Here is a 22,005-nt window from a genome sequence, read left to right as displayed (position 1 = left end):
GGGGGCGGCAAGGGTAGCGCGTTGCCAGCCGCGCGGGCAGCCGCGCCGTCCATACCGGGGCGTGCGGTGCCCCGTGGAGCATTGGCCGATGCGGGGCCTGCGCGTGGAACCGATCGGGCCGTTGCGCCGGCGGTCAGCCAGAGGCGTATTCTGATGCTTTGCAGCAACGACTGAATACGTTGTTGTTATTGGCCCCCCACCCGCCGGCAGGGGTAAAACAGGGCGTTGCCGTGTTGCGGCGCAGGAAGGCTATTCCGTACGCGTTCCTTAACATGGCGATTCATATCATTTGTAACTTCTCTGTCGAAGGTGCAGTACGCAATGACGGTTGCCGCTGAATTCAAGATCGAATACCTGCAGTATCTGGACGCGGACGGCAAGCTCGTCCGCGATGACCTGCCCGCGTCGCTGCGCGACCCCAAGGTCCTGGTACCGCTGTTCAAGCAGATGCTGTTCGTACGCACGTTCGACAGCAAGTCCATCGCGCTGCAGCGCACCGGCAAGCTGGGCACCTATGCCGCCTGCCTGGGCCATGAAGCCGCGCACGTGGGCATCGGCGCGGCGATGCAGAAGGACGACGTGTTCGCGCCTTCGTACCGCGAGTATGGCGCGATGTTCATGCGGGGCGTGCGCCCGCACGACGTGCTGATGTACTGGGGCGGCGACGAACGCGGCAACGATTACGGCGGCAACGCGGCCAAGGACTTCCCGTTCTGCGTGCCGATTTCCACCCAGTGCCTGCATGCCGCCGGTGCCGCGCTGAAGTTCAAGCTCAACAAGGAACCGCAGATCGCCGTGGCCGTGTGTGGCGATGGCGGCAGCTCCAAGACCGACTTCTACGCGGCACTGAATTCGGCCGGCGCCTACAAGCTCCCGCTGATCCTGTGCATCGTCAACAACGGCTGGGCCATCTCGGTCCCGCGTTCGGCCCAGACCGGTGCCGAGACGCTGGCACAGAAGGGCCTGGCCGGCGGCCTGCACTGCCTGCAGGTGGACGGCAACGACCTGATCGCCGTGCTGGCGGCGATGGAGCAGGCGCGCGAGCGTGCGCTGGCCGGCGACGGTGGCACGGTGCTGGAACTGATGACCTACCGCCTGTCCGACCACACCACCGCCGACGACGCGCGCCGCTACCGCGACGACGCCGAAGTGAAGGATGCCTGGCAGCGCGAGCCGATGCTGCGCCTGCGCAAGTACCTGATCAACGCCGGCGTGTGGAGCGAGGAAGAAGAAGCCACCTGGACCGCCGAGTGCGGCGCGCGCGTGGACGAGGAAGTGAACCTGTACCTCAATACGCCGGTGCAGCCGGTCGAGGCGATGTTCGACTTCCTGTATGCCGATCCGCCGCCGGACCTGCTGGCCCAGCGTGCCCAGGCGATCGCCCTGGAGAAGCGCCATGGATGAGATCAAGAACAACGCGCCCGGCGCGCACACCAACGCCGCCGACAGCGCTGCTGTCGCGCGCGGAGATGACAGCATGACCACCACCCCGATCACCCTCATCGAAGCCATCACCCAAGCGCTGGCCTGGGAGCTGGAACATGACCCGTCGGTGCTGGTGCTGGGCGAAGACGTGGGCGTCAACGGCGGCGTGTTCCGCGCCACCGCCGGTCTGCAGCAGCGCTTCGGCTCGGACCGCATCCTCGACACCCCGCTGGACGAGACCACCATCGCCGGCCTGACCATCGGCCTGGCCGCACAGGGAATGAAGCCGGTGGCCGAAGCCCAGTTCGACGGCTTCATGTACCCGATGGTCGACCATATCGTCTGCCACGCCGCGCGCCTGCGCTACCGCACCCGTGGCCGCCTGCACTGCCCGATGGTGCTGCGCGTGCCGTGGGGCGGCGGCATCCGCGCGCCGGAACACCACAGCGAAGCCAACGAGGCGATCTTCACCAACGTGCCGGGCCTGCGCGTGGTGCTGCCGTCGTCGCCGCAGCGCGCCTACGGCCTGCTGCTGGCCGCGATCCGCGAACCGGATCCGGTGATCTACATGGAGCCCAAGCGCATCTACCGCCAGTACAAGGAAGTGGTCGTCAACGACGGTGAAGCCCTGCCGCTGGACGTCTGCTTCGTGCTGCGCGACGGCACCGACGTGACCCTGGTGACCTGGGGCGCGCAGGTGAAGGAAGCGCTGGAAGCGGCCGACAAGCTGGCCGGCGAAGGCATCAGTGCCGAAGTCATCGACGTGGCCACGCTGCGTCCGCTGGACTTCGCCACCATTGCCGAGTCGGTGGCCAAGACCGGCCGCTGCGTGATCGTGCAGGAGGCCCCGAAGACGGCGGGCTTCGGCGCCGAGATCGCCGCGCGCCTGGCCGAGGAATCGATCTACGACCTGCTGGCCCCGGTCGAGCGCGTCACTGGCTACGACACCCACATTCCGCTGTTCCGCCTGGAAATGAAGTACCTGCCGAGCGTCGAGCGGATCGTGGCTGCGGCCAAGCGCGCGGTGGCGGCCGGCTGACATGCGGGCCCGCCTTCTGGGGGCTTACCGCAGCCAGTATCCCAACCCGCTCCGGTTCCACACCGGCCAGATCGTCGAAGTAGGTGTCCGTGACGAGGAATGGCCGGCGTTTGCCTGGGTACGCACCAACGATGGGCGCGCTGGATGGGCGCCCATCGCCTGGTTGCAGCTGCTGGACGAGGGTCGCGCCGAAGCCCTGTGCGACTACGACGCCCGCGAGCTGGATGTGGAAAGCGGCGAGATGGTGAAGCTTCATCACGAACACGGCGGGTGGTGGTGGTCCGAGCGCGCCAATGGCGCGACGGGTTGGCTGCCGGCCCGCGAACTGGAACTGCTGGAAGAGAACTGCAAATGAGCCAGATCAAGAACTTCAACCTGCCCGACCTGGGCGAAGGCCTGCCGGACGCGACCATCGTCGAGTGGTTCGTCAAGGAAGGCGATGTGATCAAGCTGGACGAGCCGCTGGTCTCGATGGAGACCGCCAAGGCCGTGGTGGAAGTGCCCTCGCCGTTCTCCGGCAAGGTGCTGAAGCTGTCCGGCGGTGCCGGCGACATCATCCCGACCGGCTCGGTGCTGGCCAGCTTCGAGCTGGACCCGAACCTGCCGCAGCGCGCCGATGGCCAGGACACCGGCCACAGCCATGGCCACGCAGCACCGGCCGCGCCGACGGCCGCACCGACCCCGCCGCCGCTGCCGGCTGCGGCCGCTCCGGTTGCCGCCGAGGACGCCAAGCCCGCCGCGGCCGAGCGTGATGACGCCGGCACCGTGGTCGGCGCCATGCAGAGCTCCAATGCCGTGCATGCCGAACAGGCGCTGGCCGTCGGTGGCGTCAAGGCCGTGCCGGCCGTGCGTGCGATGGCGCGCAAGCTGGGCGTGGACCTGAGCCGCGTGGCCGCCACCGGCACCGATGGCGCGGTGACCATGACCGACGTCAAGCAGGCCGCCGCCAACGGCACCGCCAAGCTCGGCGCTGCTCCGGCGCCGGTTGCCGCCGCCGCGTATGCCGCGCCGGTCCCCGCGCAGGTGTCCGCCCCGGTGCAGAGCGAAGCCCGTACCCCGCTGTCTGCCGCCGGCAAGCCGATGCGCACCCAGCCGCCGGGCGTGGTCGCCAAGGGCCAGCCGGAACCGCTGAAGGGCGTGCGCCGCAACATGGCCCGCGTGATGGCCGATGCGCACAGCAAGGTCGTGCCGACCACGCTGAACGACGACGCCGACATCCACGCCTGGCTGCCCGGCAACGACGTCACCGCCCGCCTGGTGCGCGCCATCGTCGTTGCCGCACAGAAGGTGCCGGCGATGAACGCCTGGTTCGACGGCGAAGCACTGACCCGCACCCTGCACGCGCAGGTGGACATCGGCATCGCCGTGGACACCGACGACGGCCTGTTCGTGCCGGCCCTGCGCAATGCCGACATGCTCGATGCACGCGGCATCCGCGAAGGCGTCAACCGCCTGCGCGAGCAGGTGGAATCGCGTTCGATCGCCGCCTCGGAACTGAGCGGCTACACCATCTCGCTGTCCAACTTCGGCATGTTCGCCGGCCGCTACGCGACCCCGGTCGTGGTGCCGCCGTGCGTGGCCATCGTCGGTGCCGGCCGTGCCCGCCACCAGATGACCCCGGTGATGGGCGGCGTGGAAGCGCACAAGGTGATCCCGCTGTCGGTCACCTTCGACCACCGCGCAGCCACCGGCGGTGAAGCCGCCCGCTTCCTGCGCGCGATGATGGACGACCTGGCGCTGGCCAGCTGATCGGCCACCACCTGTGAAACACGAACGCCGGGCATTGCCCGGCGTTTTTTTATGCCCGCTCTACAGAATGCATGCGATCAATCGCGCGCGACCATGCCCTCGGCGCGGCTGTACACACGCAGGCGGTGCCCATCCGGGTCTGCCCCGACGAAAGTGTGGCCGAATTCCAATGTCACCGGCGCCTGCAGGATCTCCACGCCGAGTGCACGCCACGCATCGTGCAGCTGCTGCACGACCTCCGGGTTGGGCACAACCATCGCCAGTTCGGCGGCACCGGCCTGCGCGGACACCGGCGGTTGCACGTCATCGCGTTGCCACAGGCCGAGTGCGGCGCCATCGCCGAGCAGGAACAGGGCAAAGCCGGGCGACTGCTCCACCGGCGGCTTGCCGAGGATGCCGCTGTAGAAAGTGGCGCTGGCGGTAACGTCGCGCACGTACTGCAGTAGGGTGCTGGGCTTGAACATGGGGAAGCTCCGTTGTTGGGAGCGATCATGGTGGTACGGCCCTGCTGGCAGATTCTGTCAGCAGCGTCGAGCGTGCTCGACTGCTGCTCGCGAAGATCAAAGGCGGCCGAGCAAGCTCGACCCCTACCAGGAGCAAAGTGCGAAGGCCGCCCTCCCCCAGAGGCAGGAAGCTGAACGCAGAAGCAGTCGAGCGGGCCCGATGCTACGAACGATCCAGCCAGTCCGGCGCGATGCCCTGTGCCTTCTGCCAGCGCCGCAGCAGGGTGGCACGCGGCACCCGATAGTGCTCCTCCAGCACCCGCACCTGGCGGATGCGGTCCAGCCGGAAGTGGCGGAAATCCTCGCGGCGCTCACACCAGGCCGCCAGCATCGGCACTTCATCGAAGTAGCCCAGCGCGAACGGCCAGACGATCCGTTCGCTGCGCTGGCCCTGCGCGTCCTGGTAGCCGAACTGCAGGCGCTGCTGCGCACCCACGGCTTCGCGCACGGCCTGCAGGCGTGCAGCCGGCACCTTGGCCGCAGCACGCGATGGGCCAACGCGCAGGCCGCTGTCACGCAGGGCCTCGCGGCGCGCCACGGGCAATACGTGCGCGATGCGCGCCAGGGCGTCACGTGCAGCCTCGGCCAGCGCCGGCTCGGTGCGCGCCGCGACCCAACGCAGTCCCAGCACCAGCGCGTCGATCTCGGCCGGTGGCAGGGTCATCGGCGGCAGGGTATCGCTGGGGGCCAGCAGGTAACCGACGCCGGCCTCGCCGCGCAGGTCGGCGCCCTGCTCGCGCAGGGTTTCGATATCGCGGTACAGCGTGCGCAGGCTGATACCCAGCGCATCGGCCAGCGCCTGCCCCGCCACTGGTCGCCGATGGCGGCGCAGCAGCTGCTGCAGCTGGTTCAGGCGGAGCGCACGCGACATCAGCCGACCAGCGCGCGGGATGCCACCACGTGTTCGCCCGGATGCGGGGCCAGTGCGGCCTCGACCAGCGCCCGGGCGATCTCACCCGCCGGATTGATCCGCCATGACCGCGGCAGCACTGGTCCCAGCGCGCCCAGCACCGACAGCGCCCATCGCTCTCCGCGCCGGACTTCGTTGCGTTCGCCGCCGATCAAGCCCGGCCGGACCAGGGTCAAAGAGGCAAAACCCAGCGCACGCAGATCACGTTCCAGCTCGCCCTTGACCCGGCTGTAGAAGATCAGTGACTGCGGATTGGCACCGGCGGCGGAATTCAGTGCGAAGGCGCGGGCGCCCTCGGCCCGGGCAAGACGGGCAAACGCCATCGGGTAGCCGTGGTCGATGCGACGGAAGGCTTCCCGGCTGCCGGCCTGGGCCAGGGTACTGCCCAGCGCGCAGATCACCGCGTCCACGCGGGCCCACGCCGGTGCATCGGGCAGCGCATCGAACTGCAGCACCGGCGCGTGCAGCTTCGGATCACGCAGCGCCAGCGGCCGTCGGGTGGGCGCCACGACGGCGCGGCAGCGCGGGTCATCCAGCAACATCGGCAGGACCTGCCCACCGACCAGGCCGGTCGCCCCCAGCAGCATCACGCGCATCCCCACCTCCACTACGGCATCCTGTCGCCCATCCTAGCCGTTCAAGCCCTCGGCGGCCGCGCCGATATGCTGGAACCAGACCCTGCCAGCCCCAGGATTCGCTCGATGACGGACCAGCCCGATCCCCGCCCTGCACCCGGCACCGGCCTTGGGCCGCCGGCACGCGTGCGCGCGGCGGCGGACGACGGCCGGGGTGATCGTGTGGTGCTGCAGGGCGGCGGTGGCGTGGCGCTGCAGCAGCTGTTCGCCGGGGCCGACGCGCCGGAGCCCCTGCTGGCCGCGTTCGCCAACGGCATGGCCACCCTGCCCGGCGAACTGGGCGACATGGGTGACCGCCTGCAATCGGCGCAGGCCAGTGCCGATTGGCCGCGTTACGGGCGCGCGATGCGGCAGCTGATCGACAAGTACATCCGCACCATCGAGCAGCATTCCCCGGACGGGCAGCCGGAAAGCCTGCGCCTGTCCGAGCAGCTGCGGCTGCTGTTGGGCGGCGCGGTGGTGGCGCTGCTGCAGCATGACCCGGACCTGCGCGAGCAGGCACAGGCGCTGGCCGTGCGCCTGCGCCAGTGGCAACCGGGTACCGCCCTGGAGCCGATCGAGCAGGGGGTGCGCGAGCTTGGCCACCAGGTCGGCGTGCGCGCCGAGAGCTGGCAGGAGCAGCAGGCGCTGCTGCTGGAGCTGTTCGCGCTGCTGCTGGAGAACGTGAGCGAGCTGCTGGATGACCGCAGCTGGCTGCAGGGCCAGATCGCCGCAGTACAGCAACTGCTGGACGGGCCGTTGGAAGCCGAAGCGGTCGAGCGCACCCGCGCCGAACTGCGCGAAGTGATCTACAAGCAGGGCCTGCTGCGCCAGGGCATCGACGATTCGAAGGCGGCCATGCGCGGGTTGATGGGCGAGTTCATCGAGCGCATGGATGGCATGGCCACCAGTACCGGCGAATACCATGACCGCATCGGCAGCTACGCGCTGCAGCTGCGCGAGGCACGCAGCATCGCCGACCTCAACCAGCTGCTGCAGGACGTGATGCGCGACACCGGCAAGGTGCAGCAGCAGGCCGCACAGGCCCGCGATCATCTGGCCAACGCGCGGCTGGAGGTGGAACGTGCAGAGCAGCGCATTGCCGAGCTGGAGCAGGAGCTGCGGGCTGCGGGTGACCTGGCGCGCATCGATCCACTGACCCAGGCGCTGAACCGCCGTGGCCTGGATGAACTGCTGCAGCGCGAGCTGGCCCGTGCCGCACGCAACAACGCCCCCCTGGGCGTGGCGGTGATCGACCTGGACGATTTCCACCAGACCAACGATGCACACGGCCATGCCGGTGGCGACGCGCTGCTGCAGCACCTGGTGGCCGTGTGCAAGCTGCTGCTGCGGGCGACCGATGGCATCGCACGGCTGGGCGGCGACGAGTTCGTGCTGGTACTGCCGGAAACCCAGGCGGCCGACAGCATGGCCACCGTGCAGCGCCTGCAGCGCTCGCTGGCCCATCGCGTGCTGACCGTGCAGGACCGCCGCGTGCCGGTGCACTTCAGCGCCGGCCTGTCGCAATGGCAGCCCGGCGATGATGCCGAGGCCCTGCTGCGGCGTGCGGATGACGCGTTGTATGCGGCCAAGCGACAGGGCAAGAACCGCGTGCAGGCAGGGTGATCGTGGAATGGAGCCAGATCCCTTTCCCAACGGAAAAGGCATCTGACCCCGAGGGTCCACGGGCTTACTTACCGCGCAGCTTCTGGAAGCCGGTCACTGCCGCCAGCACGATGGCACCGGCGATGATGCCCACCACCATGTTGCCGACCGCACTGACCAGCCAGCCCCACTGGCCCTGGCCGCCCAGCGCCTGCACCGCGTGGTGCAGCGCCGGCACGTTGTGGACCAGGATGCCGCCGCCGACCAGGAACATGGCGATGGTGCCGGCCACCGACAGGAACTTCATCAGCCACGGTGCCGAGGCCACCAGACCACGACCGAAGGCGGCGATGGCGCCGCCTTTGCGCGACAGGTACAGGCCGACGTCGTCGAGCTTGACGATGCCGGCCACCAGTCCGTAGACGAACACCGTCATCGCCAGCGCCACCACGGCCAGGGTGATCACCTGGTTGGTGAACGGAGCGGTGGCGACCACGCCCAGGGTCAGCACGATGATCTCGGCCGACAGGATGAAGTCGGTGCGGATCGCGCCCTTCACCTTGTCCTTCTCCCACGCGACCATGTCCACCTGCGCGTCGGCCAGCGCCTTGCGCCGCTCGGCCAGGCGCTCGGCATCGTCCTCGGAGGAATGCAGGAAACGATGCGCCAGCTTCTCCACGCCCTCAAAGCACAGGAAAGCACCGCCGATCATCATCAGCGGCACGATCAGCGGCACGTTCCAGCCACGGCCGTGCAGCCAGGCTTCCAGCGCACTGATCGCCAGTGCCGCCGGCACCAGGATCACCTTGTTGAGCAGCGAGCCCTTGGCCACCGCCCACACCACCGGCAGTTCGCGGTTGGCATTGACCCCGGTGACCTGCTGCGCGTTCAGCGCCAGATCGTCGCCGAGCACGCCGGCGGTCTTTTTCGCCGCGACCTTGGTCAGGACCGAGACATCGTCGAGCAGGGTGGCGATGTCGTCGAGCAGGGCGAACAGGCTGGCACCGGCCATGGGGCGTCCAAGAAAGGGGATGAGCGGATTCTGACCGATCCGGTGTGGACTGCGGAAGACGCCGGATTCACCGCATGCCCACCGCCGCCCGGCGACACTGGGAAACCCGGTAGTACCTGCCGCTGGCCGGCTGCCGCACAGTTTCGGACATTGCCGGCCAACGGCTGGCGCTACCTGTCTTCGTCGCATGGGAGTCCCGCTTGAGCAATCCGTCCGCCGCCAATGGCAATCCCCCGCTGGTCAAGGGCATGAACCGGCGCAGCCAGATCCTGCGCCTGCTGATGCGCTATCGCCACTCGGGCGTGTTCTCGGGCATGAACCTGGATGCGGCAAGCAGCCAGGCCGACGTGCCCGCCGACGGCAATCCGGAGCAGTTCGTCAGCGACCTGGAAGCCCTGGGGCCGACCTTCGTCAAGCTGGGCCAGATGCTGTCCACGCGGCCGGACATGGTGCCGGTGGAGTTCGCCACGGCGCTGGAGCGCATGCAGGAGAAGGTGGCGCCAATCCCCGTCGAGCGCATCCACGCGATCATCGAGCAGGAACTGGGCGTAGGGGTGAACAAGCTGTTTGCCTCGTTCGATCCCGAGCCGTTGGGCTGTGCGTCGATCGCGCAGGTGCATCGCGCGGTGCTGCACGATGGCCGCCAGGTGGCGGTGAAAGTGCAGAAGCCCGAAGTGGCCGCGCAGCTGCGCTCGGACCTGGAGGCACTGCGCAGCTTCGCGCTGGCCGCCGACCACTTGACCCAGGTCGGCCGCCGCGTGCGGTTGCGCGACTGGCTCAACGAGTTCGCCAAGACCCTGATGCAGGAGCTGGATTACCACGCCGAGGCCGAAAACCTGGCGCGCTTCGGACGGCACCTGCGGCCGTTCCGCCGGCTGTGGGTGCCGCAGCCGATCTGGGACTACAGCAGCCAGCGCGTGCTGACGATGGAGCTTGCCACCGGCGTGCGCGTGGATGCGATCTCCGGCGTACGCCGCACCGAGCAGGACATGGACCCGTTGGCGGCCGCGCTGATCCGCGGCTACCTGGACCAGATCTTCGTGCATGGCGAGATCCATGCAGACCCGCACCCGGGCAACCTGCGGGTGATGCCCGATGGCCGGCTGGCGATCTTCGACCTGGGCATGGTCGCGCACATGCCACCGCGCCTGCGCGAGCGTCTGCTGAAGATCCTGTTCGCGGCGGTCGACGGCCGTGGCGAGGAAGTGGCCGATGACCTGATCAGCATCAGCACGCGGCTGGAGGCCTTCGATGAAGAGCGCTACCTGCGCGAAACCGGCCAGCTGATCGCGCGCTATGCGGCCAGTGGCAGCTTCTCCGAAGGCCGCGTGGTGCTGGACATGGTGCGCATCGCCACGGCCTGCGGCCTGCGCACCCCGCCGGAATTGAGCCTGCTGGGCAAAGCACTGCTCAACCTGGAAACGGTGTGCCGGCTGCTGGCACCGGAGCTGGATACCCGCCGCATCGTCGAGCGCCAGCTGCAGCACGTGATGCGCGCGCGCCTGAAGAAGTCGCTGTCCGCGGCCAACATCGCCAGCGAAGCGATGGAAATGCAGCAGCTGCTGCGCGATGGCCCCCGCAAGCTGTCGGACATCATGGCGCTGCTGGCCGAGAACCGCCTGCAGATGAAGGTGACCGGGCTGGAAGAATCACGGCTGATGGAAAACCTGCAGAAGATCGCCAACCGCGTGGCGGCCGGCATCATCAGCGCAGCACTGATCATGGCCGCCGCGCTGATGATGAAGATCGACACGGGCTGGCACCTGTTCGGCTATCCCCTCATCGCGCTGGTGCTGCTGATGATCGGCGTGGTGCTGGGCCTGGGCATCGTGACCAGTGCATTGCTGTTTGATCGTCGTGCACGCGCACGCGAGGAGCGCGGGCACCGCTAGTGTATTGGCGAAACAGCCGTATTCATGCGTTTTTTAATGCAATCCAACGCAGCATTTCACGCTCGTTTTACCTTGTGAGCGCCATTGCGCGCGCGTCATTTCAACAAACATTTCAGTCAGGTTCGTGCATGCACTATCGGGTCATCGGCCTGTCATCTGCATGTGCTTGCGGCAGCGCCGGTCGGATGGACACGCGTCGGTACGACGTCCATCACCACCACCCCGTCACTGCCGAAGCTGCCTATGCTCTGGATACTGCTGCTGTCGTTGTTGCTGCTGTGCTGGTTGTTCCTCGCCTCCGACCGGTGGGTGTGGTGGAAGGCCGGTGCGTTTTCGCTGCTGCTGCTCCTGCTCAGCGCGTGGTGGCTGATCGACAAGCTGTCCGGTGACGGGCTCAACGCCGCCACCCTGTACCACCTCGGCGCCGACATGGAAGGCGCCGGTATCGCAGACTTCAAGGGCTACATCGCCGGCTTCGTGGTGCTTGCGCTGGTCTCGCTGCTGCCGCTGTTTGCCACGCGGGTGAAGCGCTGGCGCCGGCCGGGCCACGGTGGCGGCTGGTTTGCCGGCTTCGCCGTTGTCTGGATCGCAACGATCCTGATCAGCCCACTGGCCCGCGATGGCCAGCGCCTCTACCAGCAGCTGCGCCCGGTCGATTTCGCCCGCATCGCCCCCGAGTACCAGGTGCCGACGCAGCCGCTGCAGCACCCGCGCAACATCGTCTGGATCTACGGTGAAAGCCTGGAACGCACCTACCTGGACGAAGCCGTGTTTCCCGGGCTGATGCCCAACCTCCACCGCCTCGCCAGCCAGTCGCTGGATGTGCGGGGCCTGGCCTCGGCCGAAGGCAGTGGCTGGACCATCGCCGGCCTGGTCTCATCGATGTGCGGCGTGCCGCTGACCACTTCGCAGGGCGATGAAAACAGCATGGACCGCATGGGCAGTTTCCTGCCCAAGGCGGTGTGCCTGGGCGACTACCTGAAGCAACAGGGCTACACCAACCATTATCTGGGCGGCGCCAACGGCCAGTTCGCCGGCAAGGGCCAGTTCCTGGCCAGCCATGGCTTCGACGAAGTGCATGACCTGGCGTGGTTCAAGCAGCAGAAGAAGATCGGCCGCATCCACTACTCGGCCTGGGGCGTGCACGACGACGTGCTGCTCGATACCGCCTACCAGCGCTTCGAGCAGCTCTCGCGTGCCGGTTCTCCGTTCATGCTGACCACGCTGACCATGGACACCCACCATCCGGCGGGACACCTGCCGGTATCGTGCAAGGGCGAGCGCTACCAGAGCGGCTACGGCAACATCGGCCTGCTCAATGCACTCAAGTGCACCGACCGGCTGATCTCGCAGCTGGTCGAGCGCATCCAGGCCAGTCCGTATGGCAAGGACACGCTGATCGTGATCGCCTCCGACCACCTGGCGATGCCCAACGACCTCAGCCACGTGCTGGCCAAGCAGAAGCGCGAGAACCTGCTGCTGTTCCTCGGCGAGGGCGTGGCGCCGCGCCAGCTGGCGGTGGACGACGGTTCGACACTGGATTCCGGCGCCACCCTGCTCAGCCTGCTGGACCCGAAACTGCGGACCATGGGCTTTGGCCGCTCGCTGCTGGATGAAACGCGCGCGCCGAGTGCCAGCGTGGCCGCGCGCCGCGACGGCGGCCGCGACTACCCGCAGTACCTGGCGTTCGCCCGTTCGCTGTGGCTGGGCGAACCGACCCGCGAACTGAAGATCGATGGCGATGACCAGGTCGTGGTTGGCCTGCAGCACGTGCAGCCACCGGTGCTGCTGGAGTACGACAAGGACTGGGGGCTGAAGTCGGTATATCTGGAAAATACCTCGCGCCAGTTCGATGACGCGGATCCGGACAACACGCTGGCCTATGTTGATCGCTGCACCGCGTTCGAGGACGGCTCGGCCGACGGCGACTGGTGTGCGCTGCTCGTCAACCGCGACAACGGCATCAAGCTGTACCGCGACGACGACCTGCGCGGTGGCATCGCGGTGGATGCACCGCTTGATGCATTCCAGGGCCCGCGCCCGAGCGTGCGCCAGGCGCACATGATTACCCAGAAGGGGCGCCGCACCCGCGCCGGCCAGTACATGCTGCAGCTGGTGGCGAGCACGCGCCCGGATCGTGGTTTCTGGATCGAAGCGGTGTCCTCGCAGCGCAAGGTGGTGCTGGCCCAGCAGTGGGTGCAGCCTGATGCCAACGGCAAGATCAACGTCTCCTTCGGGCTGGACCACGAAGTGGATGATCTGGAAATCCGCGCGTGGCTGAACCATGCCGAGAAGCTGGCAGTGGATACGTTCGCCCTGGTGCCGTCGCGCAGCCGACCACGGGGGTAAGGGTTCCTGGCAGGGCTGCGCCCTGCACCCGCGGTAGTGCCGGCCGCTGGCCGGCACGCTCCGGACCCACCCCGCCCTCGACAGCGTTCCGCGATCTGCCGGATGCTCGTGGGGTCAGATCCGTTTTCCGGAGGCAAACGGATCTGACCCCAGCACACTGTTGCTGCTGAGCTTGCCGGCCAGCGGCCGGCACTACTGCGGGTCGCGGGTGATGTGGATATCGGTCGGCGTCGACAACGGGATGTTCCGCTCGGCCAGGATCTGCAGCAGGCTGAAGTACAGATCGCTGCGGGTGGCATAGACCTGTCGCGGGCTGGCCACGTAGGCGAAGCTGTTGATGGTGATCTGGCCCCCGCCGATGCTGTCGATGTACACCGTCGGCGCGGGCTGCTTCAGCACATTGGTATGTGCGCCGTAGGCCTCCAGCAGCGCCTCGCGCAGGGAGCCGACATCGGTACTGGGCGGCACCGCGAACTGGATCTGGATGCGGCCCTGGTTGTTGCCCATCGTCATGTTGCGCACGGTCTTGGTGACCAGCTCGGAGTTGGGCACGATCAACGTCGACTTGTCGCCCACCTGGATCTCGGTCGAACGCAGGCTGATGCGGCGGATGTCGCCCTCCTGGTCGCCCAGCTTCACCCAATCACCGATCTTCACCGGCCGCTCGGCCAGCAGGATCAGGCCGGAGACGAAGTTCTGGGTGATCACCTGCAGGCCGAAACCAATACCCACCGACAGCGCGCTGACCAGCAACGCGAGCTTGCTCAGCTGCAGGCCCATGGCCGACAGCGCCCAGATCACCGCGATGATGATGCCCACGTAACGGGCAACGGTACTCACCGAATTGCGTGCACCCAGGTCCAGCTCGGTCTTGGGCAGGTAGGTGTCGGTCAGCCAGCGCTGGACCAGCTGGGTGATGGCCAGGCCGGCCAGCAGCACCAGCACCGCCAGCACGATCCGCACTGGCTCCAGTTTGGTGCCACCGACATCGAATCCCGAGGTGAACAGCGAAAAGAAGCGCTCGACCACCGCACCGATGTTGCCGAACGGCGCCACCAGCGCCAGCAGTGCCAGCAGCACCACGATCGTGCGCAGCGCGGCCGACAGCAGCACGCCGGCCTGTTCCAGCCGCGACACGCTCAGGCCGGTGCTGAGCAGGATGGTCTGGCCGACCTTGCTGTCGGCGTTGAGCATCCAGGTGCTCAGGTCATCGACGAACTTGAACAGCAGGGTCGCGGCCAGCACCACGATGCTGCCGCCGATCAGCTGCTGGTTCACGAACTTGGCAAGATTCAGGTAGCCCAGCAGGGTCGCGACGATGGCCGCCACCACCGCGATGTTGCCCGCCACCCGCGCCAGCACCAGCCAGCTGCTGCGCCGCACCGGCGTGCTTGCCCCGAGGCCGTCGGCCTGCGCCTCCAGCTTGGCTTCGGCCTCGGCGGTCTGCCGGCGGTGCAGGCGCGCCAGGGTCACCAGCATGGCCATGATCAGGCCGAGGTAGGTCAGGGCAATCAGGCCGTCCAGCGCAACGGTGGTGACGTCGCTGGTGCGCGTGGCCTGATCGAGCGCGACCAGCACCGTACTCAGCCAGGCCAGCGCCGCCGCGCCCCAGGCGTACTTGCGCAGCTTCAGCGCGGCGGTGTCATCCAGGTTCAACAGCCGCCATGACGGGCGCTTGGGCACCAGCATGCAGGCACTGAGCGCGGCAATGAAGGCCGCGCGGAAGGTGGCGGTCTCCAGGCCGTCCGCCACCACCTGCAACCGTGGCGCGATCCCGTCGATGGCATCCAGTGCCGCCATCAGCACCACCACGGCATAGCCCGGCAGCAGCGTGCCCACCAGCAACAGCCACATGGCCAGGCCGGAGCGGCGCAGGCGGCCGTCAGGGGCGCGCTCGGACGCGGCAAACCGCCGCCCCAGCGCGCGCAGCCACAGCCGCAGCGGGAACATCATCACCAGCGCAGCCAGCAGGCCCAGCAGCGGCGTGCCCCATCCATGGCTGCGGATGCCGGCGGCCAGCGCATCGCGTCCCTGCTGGGCCAACGGCGCAACGCGGGCGATATCGATCGGCAGGCGCTCGGCCACCTTGCTCCACAACGCCGGCGACAGCGGCGAGGCGACCTTCTGGCCCAGCTCTTCAGTACGTTGCGCGGTGCGCTGCTGCTCGATATCGGTGGCCAACTGCTGCGCGCGCACGGCAGTGGCCTTGGCCTGCACCACCGAAGCGGCCAGGCCGTCGCGTTGCTTGGTGAGGCTGCGCCGTTGCGCCGCCAGCTCCGGCGGCTCAGTGGCCCCCTCGGCCGGCGTGCCCAGCTGCACCAACTGCTCGTTGAGGCGGTCCAGCTGTGGCTGCAGTGCCTTTTCCAGCGCCTCGGCGTCGCGCCGTGCCTGCGAGGCATTCTCGGACAGCATCGCCAGTGTCTCGGTGGCTTCCGCATCGCCACGCTTGCGCTCGACGTCCTTCAGGCTCGCATCGATGTCCGCCAGCTGCTGCTTCGGCGTAGGGTCCTCATCCTGCGCCAGTACGGGTGCGGACAGCAGGAAGGCAGTGCACAGCAGCAGGACCCACCAGGGCCCCCGTGCACGGATCGATCGCAGGAAGAAAGACACGCCAGACACACCGGTTCGCGCGGACCACCGCGCCTGCGCGCGACTATACGGCAGAGGCGGTAAAGGACGGATGCGCGGCAGCAGCGGCCTCGGGCCGCTCGACCGCCCCATCGGCAGTCCTCAGTACTTCAGGCGCAGCTCTTCCACCGTCGGCTGTTGCAGCGCATACCAGTCCTGGAACTCCTCCTCGGTGATCTCATCGGGCGCATACACCGCCACCGGATGCCAGTCATGATCGGTCGGCAATGGCTGGCGCGGGCCGGCACGCAGGCTGTAGCTGACGCCCTCGTAGTCGACCAGGTCATCGACCTGCGGCCACTGTTCGCGCGCGAACGCGGATTCACTCTTCAACAGGATCACCTGGTACATCGGCACCTCCACCTCGGTTGGATCAGGGAAACACGGCGCTGGCGGCAGGATACCGCCGCGCCGGTGACAACGTGCACGCCGCCGGGGCGACGCAACGTTCTGGACGTGGCCATCGCCCCGGCTTCACCCGCCCATGGCAGGGCCATCGGCATCGTGGAGGCCCACCCCCGCCCCGACTGCCGATGACCGACCACCCGCCGCTGAAGACCGTCGCCGACCTCAAGCTGCCGCGCTACCTGGGCACCTGGTACGAGATCGCACGCCTGCCGATGCGCCACGAGCCGGAAGGCTGCACCGACGTATCGGCGCACTACACCCTGCTCGACAACGGCAATGTCGGCGTCACCAACCGCTGCCGCATGGATGGCGAGATCGAAGAAGCTACCGGCGAGGCCTGTGCCGTCGACAACGACAGCGCGCGGCTGGAGGTCAGCTTCCTGCCCAAGGGCCTGCGCTGGCTGCCGTTCGCCAAGGGCGACTACTGGGTGATCCAGGTCGCCCCGGACTACAGCGTGTCGCTGGTCGGCAGCCCGGACCGCAAGTACCTGTGGCTGCTGGCGCGCGAGCCGCGCCTGGATGCGACCGTGCAGGACCATTATCTGGCCGCAGCGCGCCTGCAGGGCTTCGATCTGTCCGAACTGATCCAGACCCCGCACACCGGCCACCCCACCGCCTGAGCACCTGTCGCATGGACCTGAAAAGTGGCTACCCCTGGTGGGCGGTACGCAACGGGCTGCTGCAGGCCTTTCCCCCGCTGGAGCAGGATCTGCGCTGCGACGTGCTGGTGGTCGGTGGCGGCATCACCGGTGCGCTGATCGCCGACGCGCTGTCCCACCACGGCCACGAGGTGGCCGTGATCGAGCAGCGCGACATCGGCTGGGGCAGCACGGCCGCGAGCACCGCGCTGCTGCAGTACGAGATCGACACCCACCTGCTGGAACTGGCCCAGCGCTATGGCAAGGACGCTGCCGCCCTGGCCTACCTGGCCTGTGCCGATGCAATCCCGGCACTGGGTGAAGTGGCGCGTGGGCTGAAGGACGTGGATTTCCGGCAGATGGACAGCCTGTACCTGGCCAGCCGGCGGCGCGACGTGCCGCGCCTGATGGCCGAGGGTGCTGCGCGCCGTGATATCGGACTGGACGCCCGCTGGCTGGACCGGGAGGCGCTGCGCGAACGCTTCGACGTGGATGCGGGCGGCGCCCTGCTGACCCGCCAGGCGGCCCGGGTCGACCCCTACCGCCTCACCTACGGCCTGCTCCAGCGGCTGCGTCGCCGCGGTGGCCACGTGCACGACCGCACCGTGCTGCACACGCTCAAGCCCGGCGCTCAGGGCGTAACCGCGATGACCGAGGCCGGCGCCACGGTCCGTGCCCGCCACGTGGTCCTGGCCATGGGCTACGCCAACCAGCGCTGGCTGGAACAGCGGGTCGCGCGCAACCGCAGCAGCTATGCCTTCATCACCGATCCGATCGATGCGGACGTACTGGGCCGGCTGCAGCGCGCGATGGTGTGGGAGAGCGCACGCCCGTACCTGTACCTGCGCGTCACCGGTGACCGCCGCCTGCTGGTGGGTGGCCTGGACGACGCCATCGATATCCCGGCGCGGCGCGACCGGCGCGTGCAGCGCAAGGCCGACAAGCTGATGGATCAGCTCCTGCACTGGTTCCCGCGCCTGGACCCGGTGCCCGCCTTTTCCTGGGCCGGCACCTTCGCCGAAACCGCCGACGGCCTGCCCTTCTTCGGCCCGCACGCGCAGTGGGGGCCGCGGGTCCATTTCGCCATGGCCTACGGCGGCAACGGCATCACTTATTCGATGATCGGCGCCCAGCTGCTGCGGGCCCGGATCGAGCGGCGCAGGCATGCGCTGGAAGGGCTGTTCGGGTTCGGGCGGTTGTGACCTGCAGCCGGCCGCGGCCGGCTCTACCCCAATCCGGCGCCGACAGGCATCATTCAAGCAACCCCTGCTAGCGTCGGCCTGTACCGCCGCGTGTTGCGTGGCCACCTGTCCGCTGGAGCGCCGTCATGATCCGCCCCCTGACCCTGCTGCTGTGCCTGGCCCTGCCGGGAACCGTGCTGGCCCAGTCCGCCGCTGGCGCCACTGCGCCGCAGGCCGCTGGCCTGGACCTGACGCTGCCGCAGGCGCCGATGCGCTACCTCAACGACCCGGCCCTGCAGCAGGACCCGCCCGGCACCTATTACGGTGACAAGAGCGGCCCGCGCGTACACGACGATGCGAAGATCGCCGACGTGACCGACGACAAGGTCAAGGTGTCCGGCAGCTTCACCACCGGCATCGGCTATTCGAAGAACGGTGGCAACAGCCACTACAACGCGGCCACGCTGAACCTGAGCAAGAACTACACCACCGATGAGGGCAAGACCCATGGGGTCAACCTCAACATCCACGTGAGTGAGGGCAAGGGCCCGGGCTTCTTCGGCCCGTATGGCGGCTACTACGGCCGCGGCCCGGGCTGGGATTACCCGCCGCCGTACGGCTGGTAAGCCCCGCGCCAGGCCTGGGCCGACCAAGGTCGGCTGCTACCGCTGCGTACGCTTGGTAGGTGTCGACCTTGCATGTGCCGTGCCGGCCTGCGGCCGGCCCCTTCCCGCGCGCGAATCAATCCAGCCAGCCATCGCGCTCGCTGTGCAGGATGCGGCCGTCGTAGCCGCTCAGGCGCACTTCCACCTTCTGGTTGCGGGCATTGCGGGCTTCCAGCGACCAGGTCGCCCCGTCGCGCTCCAGCGAATGGATCTCGCGCAGGCCATGCGCCTGTGCGCGTGCCAGTACCTGCTCGGTGGTCAGCAGCGTACGGCCGCTGTGCTCATCGAAGATCTCGCCGGTCTTCGGGTCCACGTAGACCTCGCTGAAGCGGCCATCGGCACGGCTCACGTCGGCCTCCCACAGGCCGTCATCGCGTTCGATCTCGTGGATCTGGGTGTAGCCGGCTTTGCGCAGGGTCTGTTCGACCTGGGCCATGCCCAGCGGTGCGGCCTGTGCGGCCGGTGCAATGGCCAGCAGGGCAACGGTGGCGAGGGTGAGCGACTTCAACATGGGGGTTCTCCTGTTCGTATTCGTGGCCGGACCATCCCGGCAACGCCACGATGCATGCCACGGCTAACAGCGCCTTAGCCGTGGCTGTTAGCCGGCTGTTAGTCATCCGCGCCACACTCGCGCCTGTACCCCTCTTTCCTTACGTACCCGCATGCTCGCCACCCTGCCCCTGCTGCTGGCCCTGGCCAACGCCCCGACCGCCGCCGCGCCCGTGCAGGACCCGGCGCAGCAGGTCGCGCGCCGCGCCGTGCAGCAGGGCCGCTACGTGCCGCTGGAAAGCGTGGTGCGCGATGCGCTCAAGCGCTACCCGGGCCAGCTGCTGGAAGTGGAGCTGGACGACGGCGTCTACGAAGTGGAGATCCTGCGCGGCGACGGCGTGGTGGTGGAGCTGGACTATGATGCGCGCAGCGGAAAGCTGCTGAAGACGGAGCTCGACGACTGATGCGCATCCTGTTGGCCGAAGACGATGCCGCACTGGCACAACGGTTGGTGCCGCTGCTGGAGCAGGCTGGTTATGTGGTGGAGGTGGTTGCCGATGGTCGCCAGGCCGAGGAGATCGGCCAGATCGAAGACCTGCAGGCCGCCATCGTCGACCTCGGTCTGCCCGGGCTGGACGGACTGAGCGTGATCGAGCGCTGGCGCGGCAATGGCCGCAGCTTTCCGGTGCTGGTACTGACCGCGCGCGGGCGCTGGCACGACAAACTGGCCGGCTTCGACGCCGGTGCCGACGATTACCTCACCAAGCCATTCCAGGCCGACGAACTGGTGCTGCGCCTGCGCGCCCTGATCCGCCGCAGCCATGGCCACGCCAGCCCGCGCCTGCACTGCGGCCCGCTGCAGCTGGACGTCAATGCCGGCCGCTTTGAACTGGATGGGCAGGCGCTGCCCCTCAGCCCGCAGGAGTTCCGTCTGCTCAGCTATTTCATCCACCACAGTGGGCAGGTGATCGGCCGCGACCGCTTGGGCGAACAGGTGTTCGACGGCGGCCATGACCCGGACTCCAACGCCTTGGACGTGCTGCTCGGACGAGTTCGCCGCAAGCTCGGCATCGACCTGATCCAGACCGTGCGCGGCCAGGGCTGGCGGCTGGCCGCGCCATGAAGCGGCAACCGTCGCTGCGACGGCGCCTGCTGCTGGCCGGCGGCGTCGGCCTGCTGCTGGTCTCGCTGCTGGCCAGCGCGCTGTTGGGCGAGCTGTTCAAGCGCAGTGCGCGCGACCGCCTCGACCACGAACTGCAGCAGGACATGCTGACCCTGCTGGCACAGGCCGAAGTGGATGCGGACGGGCAGCTGCGCCTGCGCCAGGAACCCAATGACGCACGCTTCCAGCGCGTGTTCTCCGGTGCCTACTGGCAGATCGCCGGTGCCGATGGCCGCGTGCTGCTGCAGTCACGCTCGCTGTGGGATGAATGCCTACCGACACCGGCTGCCGGTCCGGCCACGCGCAACCTGCCCGGACCGTTGCAGCAATCCCTGCGCGCACGCGTGCAGCAGGTGCGCCTGCCACGCGCCAGCGAACCGTTCGTAGCCGTGGTCGCCACCGATCGCAGCGCGCTGGATGCCGATGTCGCCGCGTTCCGCAAGCGCACCGCCATCGCCCTGGGCCTGCTGGTCGCGGCGTGGCTGGCGGTGCTGGGCAGCCAGGTGCGCTTCGGCCTGCGCCCGCTGCATCGCCTCGGTGCGCAGCTGGAACAGGTACGGCGCGGCGATGCGCAGCGCATCGATACGCAGGGACTGGGCGCGGAGGTCGCACCGCTGGGTGAAGAACTCAACGCGCTGCTGGACCACCAGCAGCGCATGGTCGCGCGTGCGCGCACCAGTGCACAGGATCTGGCGCATGCGCTGAAGACACCACTGAGCGTATTGGCCACCGAGGCCGACGGCGACGGTACGCACTGGCGCGCCACCGTGCGCGAGCAGAGCGCACGCATGCAGGCCAGTGTCGACCGTTACCTGGCTGCAGGACTGGCCGCCGACCATCGCCAGCGCGCCGACGTGGCCGCTGTCGCGCAGGCGCTGTGCCAATTGATGGCACGCGTGCATGGCGAGCGCAGCATTGCGTTCACGGCGGAAGGCATCGACCCGGCGTTGCAATTCGCCGGTGCCAGTGCGGATCTGGAGGAGATGCTGGGCAACCTGTTGGACAACGCCGGGCGCTGGGCGCAACAGCAGGTCACTGTCGAAGCGGAAACCAGCGAAGGGCAGCTACGCATCGAAGTGCGCGACGACGGTCCCGGCCTGGCTGCAGACGCCCTGGAACAGGTCACCCAGCGCGGCGTGCGGCTGGATGAGCGCGAGGGCAGCAGTGGATTGGGGTTGGCGATCGTGGGGGACATCGCCGCCAGTTATGGCGGGCGCCTGGCGCTGGAGAATGCACAGCCGGGATTGCGTGCAACCTTGTGGTTGCCGGTGGCGTGACGCAGCCAACCCAACGGTGGGTAGTGCCGGCCGCTGGCCGGCAACGAAGCCGGCCAGCGGCCGGCTCTACCAGGCGGCAATCCGACCGGTCGCCGTACACCCGGTAGGCGTCGGCATTGGCCAACCTGACGATGGGTAGTGCCGGCCGCTGGCCGGCAACCACGCGATCACCGGGGACACCCTGCGAAAGCCGGCCAGCGGCCGGCTCTACCAAGCGGCAACCGACCGGTCGCCGTACGCCCGGTAGGCGTCGACATTGGCCAACCTAGCGATGGGTAGTGCCGGCCGCTGGCCGGCAGCCACGTGATCACTGGGAACACCCTGCGGAAGCCGGCCAGCGGCCGGCTCTACCGAGCGGCAATCCGACCGGTCGCCGTACGCCCAGTAGGCGTCGACATTGGCCAACCTAGCGATGGGTAGTGCCGGCCGCTGGCCGGCAGCCACGTGATCACCGGGAAC

At 68.3% G+C, this 22,005-nt stretch carries 20 protein-coding genes; 13 read left to right on the top strand and 7 right to left on the bottom strand.

Going from position 1 to position 22,005, the window contains the following annotated elements; all coding sequences use genetic code 11:
- Nucleotides 1-321 precede the first annotated feature (321 nt).
- Genes pdhA through LRM18_RS07755 form a run of 4 tightly spaced genes read left to right on the top strand, consistent with a single transcriptional unit; the run spans nt 322 to nt 4,213 of the window.
- A complete protein-coding gene (gene pdhA, locus LRM18_RS07770; protein WP_270953231.1) occupies nt 322-1,404 on the top strand; it encodes a pyruvate dehydrogenase (acetyl-transferring) E1 component subunit alpha in 1,083 nt (360 codons plus the stop codon).
- Nucleotides 1,397-2,464 (top strand): alpha-ketoacid dehydrogenase subunit beta, encoded by a 1,068-nt coding sequence (locus LRM18_RS07765; RefSeq protein WP_049468055.1) that lies wholly within the window; start codon nt 1,397-1,399, stop codon nt 2,462-2,464. Before pdhA ends, LRM18_RS07765 begins: the two co-directional genes overlap by 8 nt.
- A 1-nt stretch (nt 2,465) precedes the next feature.
- Nucleotides 2,466-2,819 carry an SH3 domain-containing protein gene (locus LRM18_RS07760; protein ID WP_005411349.1) on the top strand — a complete coding sequence of 118 codons (354 nt, stop codon included), beginning with the start codon at nt 2,466-2,468 and terminating at the stop codon, nt 2,817-2,819.
- On the top strand, nt 2,816-4,213 hold the full coding sequence (locus LRM18_RS07755; protein ID WP_270953187.1) for a dihydrolipoamide acetyltransferase family protein: 1,398 nt from the start codon (nt 2,816-2,818) through the stop codon (nt 4,211-4,213). Before LRM18_RS07760 ends, LRM18_RS07755 begins: the two co-directional genes overlap by 4 nt.
- 77 nt (nt 4,214-4,290) lie before the next feature.
- Here the strand turns inward: LRM18_RS07755 and LRM18_RS07750 are convergent, their stop codons facing one another.
- From LRM18_RS07750 to LRM18_RS07740, 3 genes are all read right to left on the bottom strand, one after another.
- The gene (locus LRM18_RS07750; protein ID WP_064239402.1) at nt 4,291-4,677 is read right to left on the bottom strand and encodes a VOC family protein; all 387 of its coding nucleotides are present in this window, start codon (nt 4,675-4,677) and stop codon (nt 4,291-4,293) included.
- A 202-nt stretch (nt 4,678-4,879) separates the two neighbouring features.
- The gene (locus tag LRM18_RS07745; protein ID WP_049468061.1) at nt 4,880-5,587 is read right to left on the bottom strand and encodes a YafY family protein; all 708 of its coding nucleotides are present in this window, start codon (nt 5,585-5,587) and stop codon (nt 4,880-4,882) included.
- Complete coding sequence (locus LRM18_RS07740; RefSeq protein WP_049468062.1) at nt 5,587-6,222, bottom strand: NAD(P)H-binding protein; 636 nt, start codon at nt 6,220-6,222, stop codon at nt 5,587-5,589. The genes LRM18_RS07745 and LRM18_RS07740 overlap by 1 nt, the downstream gene beginning before the upstream one ends.
- A 105-nt stretch (nt 6,223-6,327) precedes the next feature.
- Between LRM18_RS07740 and LRM18_RS07735 the strand changes: the two genes are divergently transcribed.
- Nucleotides 6,328-7,866 (top strand): GGDEF domain-containing protein, encoded by a 1,539-nt coding sequence (locus LRM18_RS07735; protein ID WP_149901747.1) that lies wholly within the window; start codon nt 6,328-6,330, stop codon nt 7,864-7,866.
- Between the two features lie 64 nt (nt 7,867-7,930).
- Here LRM18_RS07735 and LRM18_RS07730 read toward each other — a convergent pair whose 3' ends face one another.
- Complete coding sequence (locus LRM18_RS07730) at nt 7,931-8,857, bottom strand: DUF808 domain-containing protein (RefSeq protein ID WP_064239404.1); 927 nt, start codon at nt 8,855-8,857, stop codon at nt 7,931-7,933.
- Between the two features lie 248 nt (nt 8,858-9,105).
- Here LRM18_RS07730 and LRM18_RS07725 point away from each other — a divergent pair, with 248 nt between their 5' ends.
- On the top strand, nt 9,106-10,749 hold the full coding sequence (locus LRM18_RS07725) for an AarF/UbiB family protein (protein WP_229302013.1): 1,644 nt from the start codon (nt 9,106-9,108) through the stop codon (nt 10,747-10,749).
- 243 nt (nt 10,750-10,992) lie between these two features.
- Nucleotides 10,993-13,098: a phosphoglycerol transferase I gene (locus LRM18_RS07720; RefSeq protein ID WP_049468071.1), complete on the top strand. Its 2,106-nt coding sequence runs from the start codon at nt 10,993-10,995 to the stop codon at nt 13,096-13,098.
- Nucleotides 13,099-13,290: 192 nt separating this feature from the next.
- Here the strand turns inward: LRM18_RS07720 and LRM18_RS07715 are convergent, their stop codons facing one another.
- Both LRM18_RS07715 and LRM18_RS07710 read right to left on the bottom strand, forming a co-directional pair.
- Complete coding sequence (locus LRM18_RS07715) at nt 13,291-15,717, bottom strand: DUF3772 domain-containing protein (protein WP_270953178.1); 2,427 nt, start codon at nt 15,715-15,717, stop codon at nt 13,291-13,293.
- Nucleotides 15,718-15,828: 111 nt separating this feature from the next.
- The gene (locus tag LRM18_RS07710; protein ID WP_006474562.1) at nt 15,829-16,077 is read right to left on the bottom strand and encodes a hypothetical protein; all 249 of its coding nucleotides are present in this window, start codon (nt 16,075-16,077) and stop codon (nt 15,829-15,831) included.
- Between the two features lie 182 nt (nt 16,078-16,259).
- Between LRM18_RS07710 and LRM18_RS07705 the strand changes: the two genes are divergently transcribed.
- The 3 genes from LRM18_RS07705 to LRM18_RS07695 all read left to right on the top strand — a co-directional run bounded on the left by LRM18_RS07705 (nt 16,260) and on the right by LRM18_RS07695 (nt 18,579).
- Nucleotides 16,260-16,754, top strand: coding sequence for a lipocalin family protein (locus LRM18_RS07705; protein WP_057494340.1), 495 nt, complete (start codon nt 16,260-16,262; stop codon nt 16,752-16,754).
- An 11-nt stretch (nt 16,755-16,765) separates the two neighbouring features.
- Nucleotides 16,766-17,974, top strand: a complete 1,209-nt coding sequence (locus LRM18_RS07700; protein WP_270953166.1) for an FAD-dependent oxidoreductase — start codon at nt 16,766-16,768, stop codon at nt 17,972-17,974.
- 125 nt (nt 17,975-18,099) lie between these two features.
- The gene (locus LRM18_RS07695) at nt 18,100-18,579 is read left to right on the top strand and encodes a hypothetical protein (protein ID WP_014038776.1); all 480 of its coding nucleotides are present in this window, start codon (nt 18,100-18,102) and stop codon (nt 18,577-18,579) included.
- Between the two features lie 115 nt (nt 18,580-18,694).
- On the opposite strand, the gene LRM18_RS07690 is transcribed toward LRM18_RS07695, so the two are convergent.
- Entirely contained in the window at nt 18,695-19,129 is a 435-nt protein-coding gene (locus LRM18_RS07690) for a PepSY domain-containing protein (protein WP_049461647.1), read from the bottom strand.
- A 151-nt stretch (nt 19,130-19,280) separates the two neighbouring features.
- Between LRM18_RS07690 and LRM18_RS07685 the strand changes: the two genes are divergently transcribed.
- The 3 genes from LRM18_RS07685 to LRM18_RS07675 are packed head-to-tail and all read left to right on the top strand — an operon-like array spanning nt 19,281 to nt 21,546.
- Nucleotides 19,281-19,571, top strand: coding sequence for a PepSY domain-containing protein (locus LRM18_RS07685; protein ID WP_057494342.1), 291 nt, complete (start codon nt 19,281-19,283; stop codon nt 19,569-19,571).
- A complete protein-coding gene (locus LRM18_RS07680) occupies nt 19,571-20,230 on the top strand; it encodes a response regulator transcription factor (protein WP_053461613.1) in 660 nt (219 codons plus the stop codon). The genes LRM18_RS07685 and LRM18_RS07680 overlap by 1 nt, the downstream gene beginning before the upstream one ends.
- Nucleotides 20,227-21,546 carry a HAMP domain-containing sensor histidine kinase gene (locus LRM18_RS07675; protein ID WP_270953145.1) on the top strand — a complete coding sequence of 440 codons (1,320 nt, stop codon included), beginning with the start codon at nt 20,227-20,229 and terminating at the stop codon, nt 21,544-21,546. The genes LRM18_RS07680 and LRM18_RS07675 overlap by 4 nt, the downstream gene beginning before the upstream one ends.
- Nucleotides 21,547-22,005: the final 459 nt, after the last annotated feature.

The sequence above is a fragment of the Stenotrophomonas sp. PI_27 genome, from assembly GCF_027854495.1.
Classification (GTDB): domain Bacteria; phylum Pseudomonadota; class Gammaproteobacteria; order Xanthomonadales; family Xanthomonadaceae; genus Stenotrophomonas; species Stenotrophomonas pavanii.
This window is presented reverse-complemented; position numbering and strand designations above follow the sequence as displayed.

What these genes read in the sequence shown, in the direction of transcription:
- pdhA (WP_270953231.1), top strand. Translation starts at nt 322, where the DNA reads ATGACGGTTGCCGCTGAATTCAAGATCGAATACCTGCAGTATCTGGAC.
- LRM18_RS07765 (WP_049468055.1), top strand. Translation starts at nt 1,397, where the DNA reads ATGGATGAGATCAAGAACAACGCGCCCGGCGCGCACACCAACGCCGCC.
- LRM18_RS07760 (WP_005411349.1), top strand. Translation starts at nt 2,466, where the DNA reads ATGCGGGCCCGCCTTCTGGGGGCTTACCGCAGCCAGTATCCCAACCCG.
- LRM18_RS07755 (WP_270953187.1), top strand. Translation starts at nt 2,816, where the DNA reads ATGAGCCAGATCAAGAACTTCAACCTGCCCGACCTGGGCGAAGGCCTG.
- LRM18_RS07750 (WP_064239402.1), bottom strand. Translation starts at nt 4,677, where the DNA reads ATGTTCAAGCCCAGCACCCTACTGCAGTACGTGCGCGACGTTACCGCC.
- LRM18_RS07745 (WP_049468061.1), bottom strand. Translation starts at nt 5,587, where the DNA reads ATGTCGCGTGCGCTCCGCCTGAACCAGCTGCAGCAGCTGCTGCGCCGC.
- LRM18_RS07740 (WP_049468062.1), bottom strand. Translation starts at nt 6,222, where the DNA reads ATGCGCGTGATGCTGCTGGGGGCGACCGGCCTGGTCGGTGGGCAGGTC.
- LRM18_RS07735 (WP_149901747.1), top strand. Translation starts at nt 6,328, where the DNA reads ATGACGGACCAGCCCGATCCCCGCCCTGCACCCGGCACCGGCCTTGGG.
- LRM18_RS07730 (WP_064239404.1), bottom strand. Translation starts at nt 8,857, where the DNA reads ATGGCCGGTGCCAGCCTGTTCGCCCTGCTCGACGACATCGCCACCCTG.
- LRM18_RS07725 (WP_229302013.1), top strand. Translation starts at nt 9,106, where the DNA reads ATGAACCGGCGCAGCCAGATCCTGCGCCTGCTGATGCGCTATCGCCAC.
- LRM18_RS07720 (WP_049468071.1), top strand. Translation starts at nt 10,993, where the DNA reads ATGCTCTGGATACTGCTGCTGTCGTTGTTGCTGCTGTGCTGGTTGTTC.
- LRM18_RS07710 (WP_006474562.1), bottom strand. Translation starts at nt 16,077, where the DNA reads ATGTACCAGGTGATCCTGTTGAAGAGTGAATCCGCGTTCGCGCGCGAA.
- LRM18_RS07705 (WP_057494340.1), top strand. Translation starts at nt 16,260, where the DNA reads ATGACCGACCACCCGCCGCTGAAGACCGTCGCCGACCTCAAGCTGCCG.
- LRM18_RS07700 (WP_270953166.1), top strand. Translation starts at nt 16,766, where the DNA reads ATGGACCTGAAAAGTGGCTACCCCTGGTGGGCGGTACGCAACGGGCTG.
- LRM18_RS07695 (WP_014038776.1), top strand. Translation starts at nt 18,100, where the DNA reads ATGATCCGCCCCCTGACCCTGCTGCTGTGCCTGGCCCTGCCGGGAACC.
- LRM18_RS07690 (WP_049461647.1), bottom strand. Translation starts at nt 19,129, where the DNA reads ATGTTGAAGTCGCTCACCCTCGCCACCGTTGCCCTGCTGGCCATTGCA.
- LRM18_RS07685 (WP_057494342.1), top strand. Translation starts at nt 19,281, where the DNA reads ATGCTCGCCACCCTGCCCCTGCTGCTGGCCCTGGCCAACGCCCCGACC.
- LRM18_RS07680 (WP_053461613.1), top strand. Translation starts at nt 19,571, where the DNA reads ATGCGCATCCTGTTGGCCGAAGACGATGCCGCACTGGCACAACGGTTG.
- LRM18_RS07675 (WP_270953145.1), top strand. Translation starts at nt 20,227, where the DNA reads ATGAAGCGGCAACCGTCGCTGCGACGGCGCCTGCTGCTGGCCGGCGGC.